The sequence below is a fragment of the Neisseria sp. P0008.S002 genome (assembly GCF_051962805.1).
In the GTDB taxonomy this organism is placed as follows: Bacteria; Pseudomonadota; Gammaproteobacteria; order Burkholderiales; family Neisseriaceae; genus Neisseria; species Neisseria perflava.
Genome location: NZ_JBQCUY010000001.1, coordinates 118740 through 136236, shown reverse-complemented (window position 1 = coordinate 136236; position 17497 = coordinate 118740). Strand labels below are relative to the sequence as shown.

The 17497-nt window shown below is 50.5% G+C and carries 13 protein-coding genes, 1 tRNA gene and 1 pseudogene; 8 read left to right on the top strand and 7 right to left on the bottom strand.

Features of this window, described 5'->3' with window-relative positions; genetic code table 11:
* Positions 1-75: 75 nt before the first annotated feature.
* The 4 genes from ACTHSA_RS00660 to ACTHSA_RS00645 all read right to left on the bottom strand — a co-directional run bounded on the left by ACTHSA_RS00660 (position 76) and on the right by ACTHSA_RS00645 (position 5452).
* Complete coding sequence (locus ACTHSA_RS00660) at positions 76-1923, bottom strand: transglycosylase SLT domain-containing protein (protein WP_440367118.1); 1848 nt, start codon at positions 1921-1923, stop codon at positions 76-78.
* A 178-nt stretch (positions 1924-2101) separates the two neighbouring features.
* Complete coding sequence (locus ACTHSA_RS00655) at positions 2102-2569, bottom strand: FxsA family protein (RefSeq protein WP_036490296.1); 468 nt, start codon at positions 2567-2569, stop codon at positions 2102-2104.
* A gap of 167 nt (positions 2570-2736) precedes the next feature.
* A complete protein-coding gene (locus tag ACTHSA_RS00650) occupies positions 2737-4254 on the bottom strand; it encodes a polyamine aminopropyltransferase (protein ID WP_440378788.1) in 1518 nt (505 codons plus the stop codon).
* A gap of 124 nt (positions 4255-4378) precedes the next feature.
* On the bottom strand, positions 4379-5452 hold the full coding sequence (locus ACTHSA_RS00645) for a porin (RefSeq protein ID WP_440367933.1): 1074 nt from the start codon (positions 5450-5452) through the stop codon (positions 4379-4381).
* 328 nt (positions 5453-5780) lie between these two features.
* On the opposite strand from ACTHSA_RS00645, the gene ACTHSA_RS00640 reads away from it, so the two are divergent.
* From ACTHSA_RS00640 to ACTHSA_RS00620, 5 genes are all read left to right on the top strand, one after another.
* The gene (locus ACTHSA_RS00640; protein WP_440378779.1) at positions 5781-7400 is read left to right on the top strand and encodes an ABC transporter substrate-binding protein; all 1620 of its coding nucleotides are present in this window, start codon (positions 5781-5783) and stop codon (positions 7398-7400) included.
* 75 nt (positions 7401-7475) lie between these two features.
* A complete protein-coding gene (locus ACTHSA_RS00635) occupies positions 7476-9272 on the top strand; it encodes an aminopeptidase P family protein (RefSeq protein WP_049335537.1) in 1797 nt (598 codons plus the stop codon).
* A 232-nt stretch (positions 9273-9504) separates the two neighbouring features.
* Positions 9505-10425 (top strand): oligopeptide ABC transporter permease OppB, encoded by a 921-nt coding sequence (gene oppB, locus ACTHSA_RS00630; RefSeq protein ID WP_036472303.1) that lies wholly within the window; start codon positions 9505-9507, stop codon positions 10423-10425.
* A gap of 72 nt (positions 10426-10497) precedes the next feature.
* Positions 10498-11406 (top strand): oligopeptide ABC transporter permease OppC, encoded by a 909-nt coding sequence (gene oppC, locus ACTHSA_RS00625; RefSeq protein ID WP_049335539.1) that lies wholly within the window; start codon positions 10498-10500, stop codon positions 11404-11406.
* Between the two features lie 24 nt (positions 11407-11430).
* The gene (locus ACTHSA_RS00620; protein WP_049335541.1) at positions 11431-13035 is read left to right on the top strand and encodes an ABC transporter ATP-binding protein; all 1605 of its coding nucleotides are present in this window, start codon (positions 11431-11433) and stop codon (positions 13033-13035) included.
* Between the two features lie 79 nt (positions 13036-13114).
* Here the strand turns inward: ACTHSA_RS00620 and ACTHSA_RS00615 are convergent, their stop codons facing one another.
* A complete protein-coding gene (locus tag ACTHSA_RS00615) occupies positions 13115-14392 on the bottom strand; it encodes an O-acetylhomoserine aminocarboxypropyltransferase/cysteine synthase family protein (protein ID WP_049335542.1) in 1278 nt (425 codons plus the stop codon).
* Positions 14393-14587: 195 nt separating this feature from the next.
* Between ACTHSA_RS00615 and ACTHSA_RS00610 the strand changes: the two are divergent.
* Positions 14588-14798: pseudogene (locus tag ACTHSA_RS00610) on the top strand (IS30 family transposase); the annotation flags it as partial.
* 243 nt (positions 14799-15041) lie between these two features.
* On the opposite strand, the gene ACTHSA_RS00605 reads toward ACTHSA_RS00610, so the two are convergent.
* Together ACTHSA_RS00605 and yaaA are read right to left on the bottom strand one after the other, a co-directional pair.
* Positions 15042-15132: transfer RNA gene (locus ACTHSA_RS00605), tRNA-Ser, on the bottom strand.
* A 79-nt stretch (positions 15133-15211) separates the two neighbouring features.
* Entirely contained in the window at positions 15212-15991 is a 780-nt protein-coding gene (gene yaaA, locus ACTHSA_RS00600; protein WP_049335610.1) for a peroxide stress protein YaaA, read from the bottom strand.
* A 170-nt stretch (positions 15992-16161) separates the two neighbouring features.
* On the opposite strand from yaaA, the gene ACTHSA_RS00595 reads away from it, so the two are divergent.
* Together ACTHSA_RS00595 and ACTHSA_RS00590 are read left to right on the top strand one after the other, a co-directional pair.
* Complete coding sequence (locus ACTHSA_RS00595; protein ID WP_003746001.1) at positions 16162-16551, top strand: RidA family protein; 390 nt, start codon at positions 16162-16164, stop codon at positions 16549-16551.
* Between the two features lie 70 nt (positions 16552-16621).
* Positions 16622-17452, top strand: a complete 831-nt coding sequence (locus ACTHSA_RS00590) for a symmetrical bis(5'-nucleosyl)-tetraphosphatase (protein ID WP_004519496.1) — start codon at positions 16622-16624, stop codon at positions 17450-17452.
* Positions 17453-17497: the final 45 nt, after the last annotated feature.

The window sequence follows — 17497 nt, the reverse complement described above, 5'->3', positions numbered from 1 at the left end:
ACCCGATAGTCTGTCAAGATTGCAGGCCGTCTGAACGTTTGATTCTGTCTCACTTTTCAGACGGCATATCGGGTATTAATAGCGGGCGGGAACCGTACCCATACGTTGTTTCAACGAAGTTTGCGGTTCATTGAACAATGACGCGTAATAAGTCGCGTTGGTCATGACTTTTTTCACGTAGTCGCGGGTTTCGGTGAATGGGATGGTTTCGGCGTAGATGGCGCCTTCCAAAGGCGAAGAAGCCTGCCAGTTGCGGGCGCGGCCTGGGCCGGCATTGTAGCCTGCGGTGGCCATTACTTCGTTATTTTGCAGGCGGCGTTTGGCATCTGCCATGTACCAAGTACCCATGCGGATGTTGCCGTCCATGGTGTAGAGTTCGCTGCTGCTCATGCCGATTTTGCCGGCGATTTCGCGGGCGGTTGCAGGCATGACCTGCATCAGGCCTTGCGCGCCGACGCTGGATTGCGCGCCCATGACAAAGCGGCTCTCTTGACGAATCAAACCGTAAACCCATGCCGGGTCAACGCCTGCCTGTGCGGCATAGCGGACGGTCAGGTCTTTAAATGGAGAGATATAGCGCAATTTGTAGTTGAGTTTGTGGTCGGTACGGTCGGCACTGTTGATTGCCATGTCGTAGAACTGGTTGTCGAAAGCGACTTGTGCGGCAGTCAGCAGGTTGTCTTCGTTGAAGTCGCGGGTGGCAAAACGCCATTCCGCCTGTGCCTGACGGCGCATTTTGGAATCGCCGTTGCTTTGGCTGTTTTTAAACAGAACCAATGCGCGTTTGATGGCACCGTCTTCGCTCATACGGCGGACGTCTCTGGCATCGGCATCGGAAACATTGTTGCGCGTATTGATGCGGCGGCCCAGTTCTTCACCTGCCATTACGGCGTAGAAATTGCGGCCGGAAGCGGCAGCTTTTTCATACATTTCTTTGGCTTGGCTGCTTTTGCCTTGTGCGGCAAAGCTGCGGCCCAGCCAATATTGCCATGTCGGGTCTTTTTGCAGTTTTTCAGGCATATGCTGAATCACGCTTGCCAATTCGTCCCAACGTTGCAGACGCAAAGCGGCGCGTGCGTACCATTCCAATTGTTCGTCGGTCAGTTGTTTGCGGTCGGAAACGCGACCGTAGTAGCTCAAAGCGGTCGGCATATTTTGGCTTTGTGCATGGTAGTGGCCCAATACGCCCCATGCGAAGCTGCGTTGTTCGCGGCTGAGGCCTGATTCCATGTCGGACAGGGTAGCGGCGGCAGAAGCGGATTTGCGTGCATCTTTGCCGATTACGCTCAACAGGCTGTATTCGGTCGCACCTTGCGCGCCACCTTCAAACGGGCTGCCCAATGCGGCGGCGAGGTTGCGTGCATCCGTGGTTTGGCTGTTGCTCAACAAGCCGCGCACGCGACGCCATGCATCGTTGGTGTTCAGACGGCCTGAAGCTGCCGCGCTTTCAACCAAGCGGGTACAGCCGGCAGGCAGTTTGCCGGTCACGCGAACCAGTTCGGCGGCTTTGCTGTCATTGCCGCTGCTCAAATCGGCATAACATTGCACTTCTTGTGCGACGCCGGCGGCGTTCAATTTGCCGAATTCTTGACGGAATAAATCCCATTGGCCGCGCGCGCCCAAGGTTTTCAACCATTCGTTGCGGACGTTTTCAGCCATTGCGCTGTCACTGGCTTGGGATAAAAATTGTTGTACCCAAGCATCGTCACCGCGTTTGGCGGCATCGACGGCGCTTTGGTATTGGCTGTAATCGGACAGGACTTTGGATTCGCTGTCGGCGCGGCGTGAAGGAATAGAAGTGGATTTAGGCTGAACGACGCTTTCGGTTTTCGAAGCAGTCGGTGTGTTTTGGGTGGCGCACGCCGATAAAACAGCGGCGGTAATCAAGCTGAGGGAGAGAGGGAAAAGACGTTGAACGTTCATTGGATACCGTGTCGTTTTTAGAATCAAAATAGTTGCTTATTTTAAATGATTTATGCGGAATAACCGAATTACAAACCGATATTTACATTTTCAAAGCCCGGAAATGACTCAGGTCGTCTGAAATATGAAACACTTTTGAGGTATTCCTAATTCAGACGGCCTGTTATGAAGGAAGTCATCAATCGGGTTTGTGTTCGATATAGTCTTGCGGTTTGTCGGCTTTGCCGGTGCGCGTAACCGTGTATTCGCCTTCGATAATGTCTTCATCATCTTTGGCAGGGCCGTAAGTTTGGCGGCTTTGGAAAGACTGTGCAGAAGAAACGGGCGTATTGCCTTTAAACGGAATCAGCAAGAGCAGGGCGACGGCGGTTGAAATAAAACCGGGGCTGAGCAGGAAAACCGCGGCGGCGGTATAGCGAATCGGCCACAGCATTTGATAGAGGGAAATGTTTTGTCCGCTGCGGACGGCTGCGCCTGCGAGCAAAAGGCCGGAAATACCGGTATGGCGCAGCATAAAGATACCGCTGATAAAGCTGACGGCCATCACAAACAGCGTCCAGCCGCCACCTATCCAGTCGGCAACCCAGACGATGGACATGATTTCCAAAAAGATTAAAACCAAAAAACCGATTCCAAAATACTGCATAAGTGTTTGTTCCTTCATTCAACGGATAGTGTCAATTGTGTTTTATCTAGATAAAGATAAACCTTATTTTTTCAAGCAAATGCTGTGTGAAAAAGGGTAAACGGACGATGAGGCCGTCTGAACGGAGATAAAAAGAAGACTGATGTTTCAGACGGCCTTTAGATATTCTATCGCATCACATTGTTCCAATCGCTTTCAAAATAGCTGACGAGGATTTGGTTGTTCAAATAATTTGCTTCAACCTTGCGCCTTGCCATATCGGGCGGAAAGCGGAACATTTCGGCGGCGGTCTGGGCGTTGAGATAACGTGTGGGAACGTCGAATTTTTGCGGGACGGGGAATTGCTTATCGAAGCCTGCCAACACAAATCCCCATTCGCCGAAGGAGGGGACGTAGACGTGATAAGGCGCGGTAGAAAGGCCGGCGGCTTCGAGGGTGGCGACGACCGACCAGTAGGCGTTGGGGGCGAAATAAGGCGAGGTGGATTGGACGACGATTTTGCCCTGCGGCTGAAGATGGCGGGCGACGAGGCGGTACATGGGAACGGAGTAGAGTTTGCCCAGCGAGAAATTGGAGGGGTCGGGCAGGTCGATGATGATAACGTCGAATTTTTCAGACGACCCTTCCAGCCATTTGGCGGCATCGTCGTTGACGACGTGCATTTTGGGATGGGACAGCGAGCCTTGGTTGAGTGCGTTTAAGGTGGCGGAGGTTTTAAAAGTAGCGGTCATGTCGGGGTCGAGATCGACCAAAGTAACATTTTTGACTTGCGGATATTTCAAGACTTCGCGTGCTGCCAATCCGTCGCCACCGCCGAGAATCAGCACGCGTTCGGCGTTCGGCACCATCTGCATGGCGGGCAGAACGAGTGCTTCATGATAACGGGCTTCGTCGCGTGAGGAGAATTGCAGGTTGCCGTTGATGTAGAGGCGGGTGTCGTCTTTCCAGCGGGTAACAACCAGCCTTTGGTAGGGCGAGTGGCTTTGATAAACGACGGGATCGCCGAAATAGCTTTGTTCGGCTTTGAAGGAAATGCGGTCGGCGTAGGCGAAGGTAATGGCGAGGATGGACAAGACAATTAGCGCACGCAGGCGGATGGCGCGGTAGCGTGGCAGTTCGGCTTTAAACACGCGGGCGGTCAGATAGGCGACGGCGGCGTTGAGGATGCCGAACAAGAGGGCGGAACGCGCCATGCCGAGTTTGGGGGCGAGCAGGAGCGGAAATAATAAGGAGACGGCAAGTGCACCCAAGTAGTCGAAGGTCAGGACTTTGGAAACGAGTTCTTTAAACTCCGCGCCTTTGCGGTTTAACACGCGCATAACCAACGGGATTTCCATGCCGACGACCATGCCGACAATCAGCACGAAGGCGTAGAGCAGGGTGCGGAACGGGGCGGCGGATAAACCGAAGGCCACAAATAATGCCAGCGCGGAAATGCCACCGATGATGCCGACCAAAAGTTCGATTTCGATAAAGCGGTGCAACACGTCTTTATCTTTAATGTATTGGGTCAGGTGCGCGCCTATGCCCATTGAAAACAGATAAAGCCCGATGACGGAGGAAAACTGCAAAATACTGTCGCCCAAAAGATAGCTTGCGAGTGCGGCGATGATGAGCTCGTAGGCGAGGCCGCAGCTGGCGACGATGAAAACAGAGATAATGAGGGTGCGGTGGGCATTCATGATGACGTTTTTGTGGCTTGAGTGTGGGCAATGTAATGATTTTTAAGGTGGGCTGCAAGTTTATTTATAGGATGTAGAAAAGGCCGTCTGAACAAATTGTTTCAGACGGCCTTTAATCTGTCAGGCATTAATAGCGGTGTTTGAATACCATGCCCACGGCGTAAGAAGATTTTTTCGGCAAATCTTCTTCGTATTTCGGATTGACGTTTTCTTTCAACCAGCCGGCGCCGAGTGTGGCAGTTGTCCGTTTGGAGAAGCTGTAATCGGTGCTGACGGCGACGTGTTTGTAGTCTTCGCCGATAGAGCTTTTACCGTAGGCAAAGCCGATTTGAGGTTTGAAATTGCCGATTTTATATGAACCCGACACCATAAATTCTTTGGTGTTGTTGATTTCTTTGTCTTCGTGTTTTATTTTTATACCATTCTTCTCCTCCTCCCATGGCCCCCAGCAGCTAAAGCCGTCGCAAGTATTTTTGGCGTATTGGAACGCGGCATCGACGGAGATTTTGTCTTTGCTGTATCCGGCCATGAATGCGTGGGCTTGGAAGTCTTTGGTTTCGGTCGGAGAGTCGTTGGGTGCGTATTCGGCAGCGTAGTGCGCGTTAAAGCCGTTGTTGGGGTGGTAGTAGTCCACACCCCAGCCGAAGACCCAGTCACCGTCACGTTTTTTGTCCGGATTCCAGTTGTTGTTATTGCGCGCGGCATTGGAACCGGGGGAAACGTTGAATTTGAATTGGAAGCCGTTTTTCCAAGGCGACTCATAAGCCATGGAAACACGGCGTTGGCCGAAGCGGGAAATTTTGCCGAACTCCAAAATCGGGCTGTTGGTGTCGAACGGGTTCAGATAAATGCTGTTCATGGGCGTACTGATGTAGCCCATTTTGACGGTGCCGAGGTTTTTGTAGCTGTTGAGAGCGACGTATGAGTCGGCAGTACCCCAGCCGCCCCAGCGGTCGGAATCGAAGTAAATAAAGGAGCCAAGTTGCCATTTCAACCATAAGTCGTTGTTGAGTCGTACTTCATCGGAGAGATAAAGACTGGAACTTTTATCGGAAATGGTTGTATTGGTTACACCGGTTTTATTGTTGTGTTCGACCTCGGTCATGATGTAGATGGTGCCGCTCATTTTAGGTTCGGCGTGGGCGGCGCTTATGGAAGAGCCGATGAGGGCAGTGGCAATAAAGTAAGATAACTTCTTCATTTGATTCTCCTTTTTATGTCTTTTTCTTGCTTATGGCGAAAGAGCTCGGATAATCTTATTTGACAAAACATAAAAAATCAATACATTTGTAACTTATCGTAGGATAAATTGAAAAATAGTTTTCAGTTACGTATTTTTGTGTTAATTTGCCGACAATCTTAGACGGCTATTATTATTTCGATGGAATATGTGGTTTAAAACACTATTTTCATGGTTTGAAATAGATGATTTAACTATGCTGGAGAACTTCATAAATAAATGTAGTTGAGTGTAGTTTGAATAATCAGGCCGTCTGAAAAAGAAGAATACCCAAAAGAAGGAATGAAATATGGCCGGAAAAACCTATCCGCTGTTGGCTGCATCATTGGCTGCCGTATTCGCATTGTCGGCGTGCAGCCGCGATGTTAAACCTGCTCCTGAGTTTAAGCGTACCGATTATGAGCGCGTGGTGGTCAGCAACGGTGTCGAGCCGGGTACGCTGGATCCTCAGATGAGCGGCGATATGGCGGCCGGTGCGATTATCCGTCAGTTGATGGATGGTTTGGTCGGTACGGATGCCGAAGGTAAAACCATTCCTGCTTTGGCGGAAAAATGGGAGAGCGAGGGCGAGCGTATTTGGACCTTCCATCTGCGTGATGCCAAATGGAGCAATGGCGATCCGATTACTGCCGAAGATTTTGTATACAGCTTCCGCCGTCTTGCCGATCCGGCTACCGGCGCACCTTTCGGCAGCTATTTGGTCGATGCTCAAGTGGAAAATGCGGAAGATATATTAAACGGCAAAGCCAAGCCTGAGACATTGGGCGTCAAGGCATTGGACGCGAAGACCCTGCAATTTACGCTGATTGCGCCCGTGCCTTATTTCCCCGATATGCTGATTCAGCAATTCACCTTTCCGGTTCACCGCGCCACTGTTGAAAAATATGGCAATAAGTGGACGCAGCCCGGTCAGTATGTTTCCAGTGGCGCTTATCTGTTAACGGATTGGAAAGTTAACAGCCACATCAATATGGAACGCAATCCCAATTATTACGATAAAGACAAAGTGGCCATTCCGAAGGCGGTTTTCTTGTCAGGCAGCGGGGAGTACAACCGTTATCGTGCCAATGAAATTGATGTGACTTACGGCATTCCCAGCGATCAGGTCAAAGTGGCGGATATTGAGTTTCCAGGCCAAGTAAGACGCACGACTTCTTTGTGCAGCTGGTATTTGGAGCCGAACCACGAAGCGGCGCCGTTTAATGATCCGCGCGTCCGCAAGGCGCTCAATATGCTGACGCGCCGCGACATTGTCGTTAAAGTGGGCGGCCGCGGCGATACGCCTGCGTTCCAATTGACGCCGCCGCAAATGCAGGGCGTGATTCCCGTTTATCCTGAGTGGAAAGAGTGGACGCCTGAAAAACGCATCGAAACCGCGCGCAAACTGTTGAACGAAGCAGGCTACAACGATGACCATCCGCTTGAGTTCGATATTTTGTACAGCACCAGCGAAGCGTCCAAAAAACAAATTACTGCCGTGCAGTCGGTGTGGAAAGCCGCCATTCCGTTTATCCGTCCGACTTTGTCCAACGAGGAATGGAAAACTTATTTGGATACGCGCGCGCAAGGCAATTTCAAGGTTTCGTTCAGCGGCTGGTGTTCCGATTTCAACGATCCGGCGGGCATGCTCAATATCTTGAAATCCAACAACTCAAACAATGCATTCCGCTACAAAAGCGCGGCGTTTGATACATTTATGAACAATACGCTGAAAGATGGTGTCAGCAAGGAAGCGCGCAGCCAGCTCTATGCCGATGCGGAGAAGCAGCTTCAAGAAGACGCTGCACTGATTCCGCTGTATCATCAGGTTGAAGTGCGTATGGTCAAACCCGATATTATCGGCTATTCCGACAAAGACCCTTTGCGGAACTACACGGTCAAGAGCTGGTCGTTCGCACCGAAAAAATAGATTGATTATAGACAGTACAAGTTTTCAGACGGCCTTAATGACAGAGGCCGTCTGAAACAACAGGAGACATAACACATGAAATCTGTACAACAACGTTTGTCCGCTTTACACGAAGCCATGAAAAAACATGGCGTGGACGCGTTTGTCATTCCTTCCGCCGATCCACACCTTTCCGAATACCTGCCCGAGCATTGGCAGGCACGCCGCGATTTTTCCGGCTTTACCGGTTCGGCCGGCACTTTGGTGGTAACCGCCGATAAAGCAGGCGTGTGGACCGACAGCCGCTATTGGGAACAGGCTGGCCAACAGCTTGCGCCAAACGGCATCGAGCTGCAAAAAATGGGCGTTGATGCGCCTTATACCGAATGGTTGGCACAAAATCTGCCCGAGGGCGCCGTCGTCGGCGCGCCTGCCGATATGTTCGCACTCAGCGGCGAGCGCGGTTTGAAACAGGCACTTGCCGCCAAAAACATCCGCCTCGAATATCCTGAAACTTTGTTGGACGAAGTATGGGACGACCGTCCTGCATTGCCGACTCCGGAAATCTACGTTCACCATCCCGACTACGTTTCCGAAACTGCGGCCGAAAAACTGGCCCGTATCCGTACGGCCATGAAAGAGCAGGGCGCAGATGCACATTTGGTTTCTTCTTTGGATGACATTGCTTGGATTACCAATCTGCGCGGTGATGATGTGCCGTTCAACCCTGTGTTCTTGTCCCATCTGTTTATCAGTCAAGACAAAGCCGTATTGTTTACCGATGCAGGCCGTCTGAAAGCCGAATCTGCCGAAGCTTTGAAAGCGGCAGGTTTTGAAGTATTGCCTTATGCGCAAGCGGCGGACTATTTGGCAGGCGTTAAGGGCGCATTGCTGATTGATCCGAACAAAACCGCTGTCGGTACTTTGCGCCGCCTGCCTGAAGACGTCCGTTTGATTGAAGCCATCCACCCAAGTACATTCTTCAAATCAGTCAAATCCGATGCCGACATTACCCATATCCGCAATACCATGGCGGAAGACGGCGCGGCATTGTGCGGCTTCTTTGCCGAGTTTGAACAAATCTTGGCAGACGGCGGCGAATTGAGCGAGCTGGACATCGACGGCATGCTCTATAAACACCGCAGCCAACGTCCCGGCTTTATTTCGCCAAGTTTCGACACCATCGCCGGCTACAATGCCAATGCCGCCTTGCCTCATTACAGCGCGACACCGGAAAACAACAGCAAAATCAAAGGCGACGGTATGCTGCTGATTGACTCCGGCGGCCAATACTGGGGCGGTACGACCGACATCACGCGTGTGGTGCCTGTCGGCAATCCGAGTGCGGCCATGAAGCGCGATTACACTTTGGTGTTGAAAGCGCATATTTCTCTGGCGGAAACCATTTTCCCTGAAAACATCAAAGGCCCGATGATTGATGCCATCTGTCGTAAATCACTCTGGCAGGCGCAATGTGATTACGGTCACGGTACAGGTCATGGCGTGGGCTATTTCCTCAATGTGCATGAAGGTCCGCAAAGCATTGCCGTTGCCGCCGTGCCGCAACCGCATCACGCGATGAAGTCAGGCATGCTGACTTCCAACGAGCCGGGTCTTTACCGTCCGGGCAAATGGGGTATCCGTATCGAAAGCCTGGTAATCAACCGTCCGGTTGAAAACCCAGAGGAAACCGAGTTCGGCAAATTCCTGTATTTTGAGACCGTTACCCTCTGTCCAATCGATACGCGCCTGATCGATACCAAACTGATGACCGGCAGCGAAATCGAATGGCTGAACCAATATCACGCCGAAGTGCGCCGCCGTCTCGAGCCTTTGACAGAAGGCGCGGCCAAAGCATGGCTGATTGAACGCACCAAACCTTTGGCGCGTTAACGTGAAAGGCCGTCTGAAACGGCGGATACAAAGTTTCAGACGGCCTTATCACAACAATTATCTAAAAACTAAAAAACCTTACCCGACTCCGAATAAAAACAATAACCCGGTCGGAATAGAGAGAGAAACCGGCGCGGCGACGTTACAGACGCCTGCTGCCATTCATCCGATTTCCGCTTCAGGTCAGCTTTGTTTTCACGAGTCCGGTATGTTCAGACAGGACAGCCTGATTATGTTGAAATTCATCATCAAACGGATATGTGCTTCCATCCCGACCATGCTGGTGTTGATTACCGTATCGTTTTTTCTGATGCGGCTTGCACCGGGCAGCCCGTTCACAGGCGAACGCAATTTGCCGCCTGCGGTCATGGCCAACATCGAAGCCAAATACCACCTCAATGACCCGATGTACCTCCAATATTTCCACTACCTCAAGCAGTTGGCGCAGGGGGATTTGGGGCCGTCGTTCAAATATAAAGATTTCAGCGTTAATGAGTTGCTTGCCCAATCCCTGCCAGTATCGGCAGAACTTGGTTTCTACGCCTTTTTGATTGCCGCCATCTTCGGCATGTTTATCGGCATCATCGCCGCCTTAAAACAAAACAGCTGGCTGGATTATTCGCTAATGAGCGGCGCGATGACCGGTATCGTTGTTCCCAGTTTTGTGATGGCGCCGGTATTGGTGCTGGTGTTTGCTGTCAGACTGCAATGGCTGCCTGCAGGCGGCTGGAACGATGGCGCACTGATGAATTTGATTCTGCCTGTCGTTACTTTGTCCATCGGTTATGTGTCCAGTATCGCGCGGATTACGCGGGGTGCGATGATTGAAGTATTGAACAGCCCCTTTATCCGTACGGCACGCGCCAAAGGCCTGCCCATGAGCCGCATCATCCTGCGCCATGCGCTGCGTCCCGCCATGCTGCCGATTGTTTCTTTCTTAGGCCCGGCATTCGTTGGCATCATTACCGGCTCCATTGTGATTGAAAACGTGTTCGGTATTCCCGGCGTCGGACAATTATTTGTCAACGGCGCGCTCAACCGCGACTACGGCATGATTTTGGGTTTGACGATTTTGGTGGGCATTATGACCATTTTGTTCAACGCCATCCTCGATATTCTGTATGCCATTATTGACCCGAAAATCCGTTATTAATCCCATTTGCGCAAAGGCCGTCTGAAACGTTCAGACGGCCTGAAGAAAGAATAAAAAGCGAGAGAGAACATTATGTTATTCAAAAAGAAGCAGACTCAGGCCCTCGCAGAGGCAGCAGAATACGCCCAAGTGCACGGCAAAAGCCTGTGGAGCGACGCATGGCGGCGTTTTAAACAAAACAAAGCGGCGGTGTACAGCATTATTATCCTGTTGCTGATCAGTATTTTTGTGATTGTGGCACCATGGATTGTCCGCTACACCTACGACTTCACCGACTGGGACAATATGCAGATTCCGCCGTCCCTTTCTACTCATCACTATCTGGGTACGGACTTGCTCGGCCGTGATTTGCTGTCGCGTGCGGCAACCGGCGGACGTATTTCCTTGCTGGTCGGTGTGGCCGGCGCATTGGTGGCTGTTGTCATCGGTACGCTTTATGGCGCGATTGCCGGCTTTATCGGCGGTAAGCTCGATTCGCTGATGATGCGCTTTTTGGAAATTTTGAACGCGTTTCCGTTTATGTTTTTCGTCATTCTGCTGACCACATTCTTCGGCCGCAACTTGCTTTTGATTTTTGCCGCCGTGGGTTTGGTGTCTTGGCTGGACGTGGCGCGTATCGTGCGCGGCCAAACCTTGAGCTTGAAGCATAAAGAGTTTGTCGAAGCGGCACGTGTGAGCGGCGTGGCAAAACGTAAAATCGTAACGCGCCACATTATTCCGAATGTTTTGGGTGTGGTGATGGTGTATGCCTCTTTGCTGGTACCGGGCATGATTATGTTTGAATCCTTCTTGAGCTTCTTGGGCTTGGGTGTGCAAGAGCCGATGACCAGTTGGGGTTCGATGCTGCAAGAAGGCGCAATTTCGATGGAAGCCGCACCATGGCAGCTGCTCGTGCCGAGTTTCTTCTTGGTAACCACTTTGTTCTGTTTCAACTTTATCGGCGACGGCCTGCGCGATGCGCTCGACCCGAAAGACCGCTAAACCACAACCAAAAGGATAATCAAAATGACAAAACAGTTACTGGTTGTAGAAAATCTGGACATCAATTTTGAATTGCATGAAAAAAACGTGCACGCCGTGCGTAATGTCAGCTTTAAAGTGGCAGAGGGCGAAACATTGGCTTTGGTCGGCGAGTCCGGCTCGGGCAAGTCTGTAACATCTATGTCCGTTATGCGCCTGTTGCCTGAAAAGTTTGCCCGTTATGGCAAAGATTCGCGCATTACTTTTGACGGCATTTCCATTTTGGATGCCGATGAGAAAACCCTGCGTGATTTGCGCGGCAACCGCATCAGCGTGATTTTCCAAGAGCCGATGACCTCGCTCAATCCGTTTATGCGTATCGGTGCGCAACTGATTGAAGCGGCGCGTGTGCACAATAAAAAGCTCGGCCGCAAAGAAGCAGGGCTGAAGGCATTGGCATTGTTGGAGCGTGTGGGCATCAAAGAAGCCGAACGCCGCATGAAACAATATCCACACGAGTTTTCCGGCGGCCAGCTGCAACGCATCATGATTGCCATGGCACTCATTAATGAACCTGACCTGCTGATTGCCGACGAACCGACCACGGCTTTGGATGTAACCATTCAAGCCGAGATTCTCGATTTGCTCCACGATTTGCAACAGCAAATGGGCATGGCGATTATCTTCATTACCCACGATTTGGGTTTGGCGGAACACTATTCCAAAACCGTCTGCGTCATGCGTAACGGCGAAATTGTCGAGCGCGGCAAAATCAAAGAAGTTTTTGCCCATCCGAAGCACGAATATACCGCCGAACTCATCAATGCCATTCCCAAAGGCATGAAAGAGCCGGAAGAAAACAACGCCGGTGTGTTAATCGATGCCGATAATGTCAATGTTTCTTTCGTATTGAAGCAAAGCTTTTTTGGCAAGCCGCTCAAAACTTTCGACGCCGTCAAAGGCATCAGCCTCAAAATAAAAGAAGGGGAAACATTGGGCGTTGTCGGCGAGTCCGGTTCCGGAAAATCCACGCTGGGCAAAGCCGTCATGCAGATGCTGCCTTATACCGGCCATATCTTCTTTGAAGGCAAAGACCTGAAAAACTATACAGCCGAGGAAGCATGCCGTCTGAAATCGCAACGGCAAATTGTGTTCCAAGATCCGTTCGGTTCGCTTTCCCCACGCCTTACAGTTGGTGAAATTATTGGTGAAGGTTTGACGGTTCATCATCCTGAGATGACTAAAAAAGAACGTATCCAGCGCGTTTTGGAAGTCATGAAGGAAGTGTCCCTGCCGCTTGACGCGCTCAACCGTTATCCGCATGAATTCTCCGGCGGCCAGCGTCAGCGTATAGCTATTGCACGCGCCGTTATCCTGCGCCCGAAATTCATTCTTTTGGACGAGCCGACTTCTGCACTTGACCGTTCCGTACAATCCAAAGTAGTCGAGCTTTTGCGCGATTTGCAAAAGAAATACGGCCTGACTTATATGTTCATCAGTCATGATTTGTCTGTCGTGCGCGCCGTTAGCGATAATGTGATCGTGATGAAGCAGGGCGAAATGGTTGAGTACGGCAGCGCGGATCAGATTTTCCACCATCCGCAAAACGATTACACCAAACGTTTGATTAACGCCGCATTTGATTTGTAGAAAAGGAAAAGGCCGTCTGAAAAGAAATTTTCAGACGGCCTTTTTAAGCGGAGGCTTTTTTCATCTAATGAGCGATTGCTTATGCCTGTACGGCATCCAATGCCTGCGCCAAGTCGGCAAGCAAATCGTCGATATGCTCGATACCCACGCTCAGGCGTACCATGTCGGGGCTGACGCCTGCTGCGGCGAGTTCTGCATCGTCAAGCTGACGGTGGGTCGTTGTGGCAGGATGGGTAGCCAGCGATTTGGCATCGCCGATATTCACCAAACGCAGGAAGAGTTGCAGTGCGTCAATGAATTTCGCGCCGGCTTCACGACCGCCTTTAATACCAAAACTCAGCAAACCTGAGGCTTTTCCGCCGTAGTCGCGGTCAATCAAAGCTTTATACGGACTGTCAGGCAGTGCAGGATAGTTCACCCATTCGACCCGCGGATGTTTCTTTAAGAATTCGGCTACTTTTAGGGCGTTTTCGCAATGACGTTCCATACGCAGGGCGAGGGTTTCCAAACCTTGAAGCAGTAAAAATGCGCTGTGCGGAGACAGGGCGGCACCGGTATTACGCAATGGGACGACACGGGCACGGGCGATATAGGCTGCCGCACCAAAATGTTCGCAGTAGTTTACGCCGTGGTAAGACGGATCAGGCTGATTGAAGGTTTTTTCAAAACGCGGATTGCCTGCCCATTGGAATTTGCCGCCGTCGATAATGGCACCGCCAATCGTTGTGCCGTGGCCGCCGATGTATTTTGTCAGAGATTGGATAACAATGTCGGCTCCGTGTTCTATCGGGCGGAACAATGTAGGCGTAGCAACGGTGTTGTCCACCATTAGTGGTAGCCCTTGAGCGTGCGCGGCTTGGGCGAATGCTGGAATATCAACGACATTGATGGCAGGATTGCCGATAGATTCGCAATACACCAGTTTGGTGCGGCTGTCGGTATTGGCGGCGATTTCTTCGGGTTTGGCCGGATCGATAAAGCGTACTTCTATGCCTTGGCGCGGCAGGCTGTGAGCAAAGAAATTGTATGTGCCGCCGTAGAGGGTTTTGGTTGCAATGATGTTGTCGCCTGCTTCAGCCAAGGTTTGAACGGCATAGGTAATTGCCGCCATACCGCTGGCGACAGCCAATGCGGCGATACCGCCTTCCAAACGGGCAACGCGTTCTTCCAAAACGGCAGTGGTCGGATTCATCATACGGGTGTAGATATTGCCCGCTACATCAAGGTTGAACAAGTCTGCGCCGTGTTGCGTGTTGTCGAAAGTGTAGGAAGTGGTTTGGTAAATGGGGACAGCAGCGGATTTGGTAGTTGGTTCGGATTGATAGCCTGCATGCAGGGCAATGGTTTCCCGTTTCATTTAAATATCCTTGTAGCGATTAAATAATGATAAATAGAGGCCAGCAGATTCGGATTTGAAGGGCAAACTTTCCATAACGGAAAAGTTCGGTATGTAGCAGCATACAGCCTTTCCTATAAGAAAGATTACCCTGAGCGACACTCAACTGACCCAAGAAGAACGATATCACATTCAAGACCTGTCCTACCACCACACCATCATCGAATGACACCCCATCATAATGCCGTTTACCGCGACCTTCTCCAAGATAAAAGCAACGGCAGTACTCTTTGGCAACAGCTCAGAATATGCAGCAAACCCTACCGCAAATGATACGGCAGCACACGGCTCTGAGGCAAAATGCACGATCGCGTCGGCATAGGAAAAGCCCCACATGGTTGAGCAAAAATTCCGCATTGGTGATGGGTAGGCAGATACCATTGACGGCAAAGATTAGAAAAGCGGAGACCTTGGCAAAAATCCCTCAAATTCCTAAATGTCTGGGTAGGACTTTAGGGATTTGGGGGAGTTTTAAAGGTTTTAGGCCGTCTGAAACTGCGTTATAGAAAGTTTCAGACGGCCCTTGGGTATTCTTTGGATTTGAAAATAAAAAAAGACTTGAATCATCAAGTCTCGCATTTCATTTTTACTGGATAAAAAATATCAAGAATGGCGGAAGCGGTGAGATTCGAACTCACGGAGGGCTATCAACCCTCGACGGTTTTCAAGACCGTTGCATTAAACCGCTCTGCCACGCTTCCGTTCTTGAAGCCGTAATACTAATGGAACTTACGGCCTTTGCCAAGAGGTATTTTAGAAAAAATATCTAGGATTCTGTTTTTATTTAGATTGTTCTTTACGCATGAATACCCATTCGGCTTCGTTTGAAGCTGCTTCATTGAATGAATAGCCTTCGTAGTCGAAGTTTTTGAGCATTTCAGGCTCGGTAATGCCGTGTTCTGCCGCGTAGCGCACCATCAAACCGCGCGCACGCTTGGCGTAGAAGCTGATGATTTTGTATTTACCGTTTTTCTCGTCTTTAAAAATCGGCGTAATCAGGCGTGCGTTGAGTTTTTTGGTGTTGACGGATTTGAAATATTCTTGTGAGGCGAGGTTGATTAAAACGTCGCTGCCTGCCTGCTTCAGCGTTTGGTTGAGCAGGTCGGTGATTTTATCGCCCCAAAATTCGTAGAGGTTTTTGCCGCGCGTGTTGGTAAAGGCTGTGCCCATTTCCAAGCGGTAGGGCTGCATCAAGTCGAGCGGGCGCAGTACGCCGTATAGGCCGGAGAGCAGACGGACGTGTTGTTGCAGGTAGTCGATTTGTTTCGGTTTGAGCGTATCGGCGGCAATGCCTTCATAGACGTCGCCGTTGAACATAAATACGGCTTGTTTGGCGTTTTCAGGCGTAAACGGCGTGTGCCATGCGGCATTGCGTTCGGCGTTGAGCAGGGCGATTTTGTCGGAAACATGCATCAGCTCGGCGATTTGTTGGGGGGCAAGCTGACGCAACTCCTGCATCAGGATTTCCGCTTCGGGTAGAAGGTCGGGCTGGGTAAAGCTGCTGACGGGGGAGGGGTCTTTTTCGTTGAGGTTTTTGGCTGGGGATAAGACAAAAAACATAATAATTTCGGCTTTGAAATGAATAATGTGTGGGATTGTAGGTTTAAAATCGAGGAAGAACAAGACGGGCTAAACGCATTAATTGAATGCTTTTATTGAAACGTATTTCTGTTGAAAGTAAAATTCGAAGCTTCCCCCTGTTTCTGACATTTCTACTTGAGGAGAATATCATGTCTAAAACCATTATTCATACCGACAAAGCCCCTGCCGCGATTGGCGCATACAGCCAAGCAGTCCGCGCAGGCGATACGGTTTATATGAGCGGTCAGATTCCTTTGGATCCGGCTACGATGACTGTGGTCGGCAATGGCGACTTCCGGGCAGAAGCCGTGCAAGTATTTAAAAACCTGCAAGCCGTAGCCGAAGCAGCCGGCGGTTCTTTAAATGATATCGTCAAACTCAATGCTTATTTGACTGATTTGGCTAACTTTGCCGTGTTCAATGAAGTGATGGCTGAATTTATCGAACAACCTTTCCCTGCACGTGCGGCGGTTGGCGTGGCCAGCCTGCCTAAAGGCGTTCAGGTTGAAGCAGAGGCAGTATTGGTTTTAAATGCATAATTGATGTTTTCAGACGGCCTGGGCTGGGCTTGAGGCCGTCTGAAAAGAATAACAACGGAAAACAATAATAATGGCACATTACGCAATCGGAGACATTCAAGGCTGTTTTGACGAGCTGACTTTGTTGCTTGCCAAAATCGGCTTTAATCATGGTACGGACACCCTTTGGCTGGTCGGCGATATTGTCAATCGCGGCCCAAAGTCATTGGAAACCCTGAAATTTGCCAAAGAGCATGACAGCAGCGTGCAAATGGTTTTGGGCAATCATGATTTACATCTTTTGGCCGTCGGTTGCGGTGAAGGAACGCTCAAGCGCAGCGATACGGTTGAGCCGATTTTGACCCATCCCGAGAGTCAATCCCTATTGGACTGGCTGCGTCATCAACCGCTTTTGGTGCGCGGCGACAGGCATGTGATGGTGCATGCCGGTATTTTGCCTCAATGGTCGGTTGATAAGGCCGAAAGCCTTGCCCGTGAAGCTGAGGATGAATTGCAAGGTAAAAAGTACAGGAAATTTTTTGGCAAAATGTACGGCAACAAGCCGACCGAGTGGACAGATGATTTGACAGGCTATGAGCGTCTACGCATGATTATCAACGTCTTTACCCGTATGCGTGCGCTGACGTACAAAGGCGAATTGGATTACGAATATAAATCCACTTTGAAAAAAATGCCGCTTTACCTGCGCCCTTGGTTTAAAGCGCCTGATAGGCAGAATTTGGATTATATTACCGTGTTTGGACATTGGTCGTCATTGGGCTACGTTAATACCGATCAGGTCATTGCTTTGGATACCGGCGCGTTGTGGGGCGGAGAGCTGACAGCGGTCAATTTGGATACCAATGAAGTGATACAGGTACCGTCGTTGGGCGGATTGGATTGGAAAACGGCATTGAAATAGTTTGGATAAGATAAAAGGCCGTCTGAAATGTTTCAGACGGCCTTT

What these genes read in the sequence shown, in the direction of transcription:
- ACTHSA_RS00660 (WP_440367118.1), bottom strand. Translation starts at nt 1,923, where the DNA reads ATGAACGTTCAACGTCTTTTCCCTCTCTCCCTCAGCTTGATTACCGCC.
- ACTHSA_RS00655 (WP_036490296.1), bottom strand. Translation starts at nt 2,569, where the DNA reads ATGCAGTATTTTGGAATCGGTTTTTTGGTTTTAATCTTTTTGGAAATC.
- ACTHSA_RS00645 (WP_440367933.1), bottom strand. Translation starts at nt 5,452, where the DNA reads ATGAAGAAGTTATCTTACTTTATTGCCACTGCCCTCATCGGCTCTTCC.
- ACTHSA_RS00640 (WP_440378779.1), top strand. Translation starts at nt 5,781, where the DNA reads ATGGCCGGAAAAACCTATCCGCTGTTGGCTGCATCATTGGCTGCCGTA.
- ACTHSA_RS00635 (WP_049335537.1), top strand. Translation starts at nt 7,476, where the DNA reads ATGAAATCTGTACAACAACGTTTGTCCGCTTTACACGAAGCCATGAAA.
- oppB (WP_036472303.1), top strand. Translation starts at nt 9,505, where the DNA reads ATGTTGAAATTCATCATCAAACGGATATGTGCTTCCATCCCGACCATG.
- oppC (WP_049335539.1), top strand. Translation starts at nt 10,498, where the DNA reads ATGTTATTCAAAAAGAAGCAGACTCAGGCCCTCGCAGAGGCAGCAGAA.
- ACTHSA_RS00620 (WP_049335541.1), top strand. Translation starts at nt 11,431, where the DNA reads ATGACAAAACAGTTACTGGTTGTAGAAAATCTGGACATCAATTTTGAA.
- ACTHSA_RS00615 (WP_049335542.1), bottom strand. Translation starts at nt 14,392, where the DNA reads ATGAAACGGGAAACCATTGCCCTGCATGCAGGCTATCAATCCGAACCA.
- yaaA (WP_049335610.1), bottom strand. Translation starts at nt 15,991, where the DNA reads ATGTTTTTTGTCTTATCCCCAGCCAAAAACCTCAACGAAAAAGACCCC.
- ACTHSA_RS00595 (WP_003746001.1), top strand. Translation starts at nt 16,162, where the DNA reads ATGTCTAAAACCATTATTCATACCGACAAAGCCCCTGCCGCGATTGGC.
- ACTHSA_RS00590 (WP_004519496.1), top strand. Translation starts at nt 16,622, where the DNA reads ATGGCACATTACGCAATCGGAGACATTCAAGGCTGTTTTGACGAGCTG.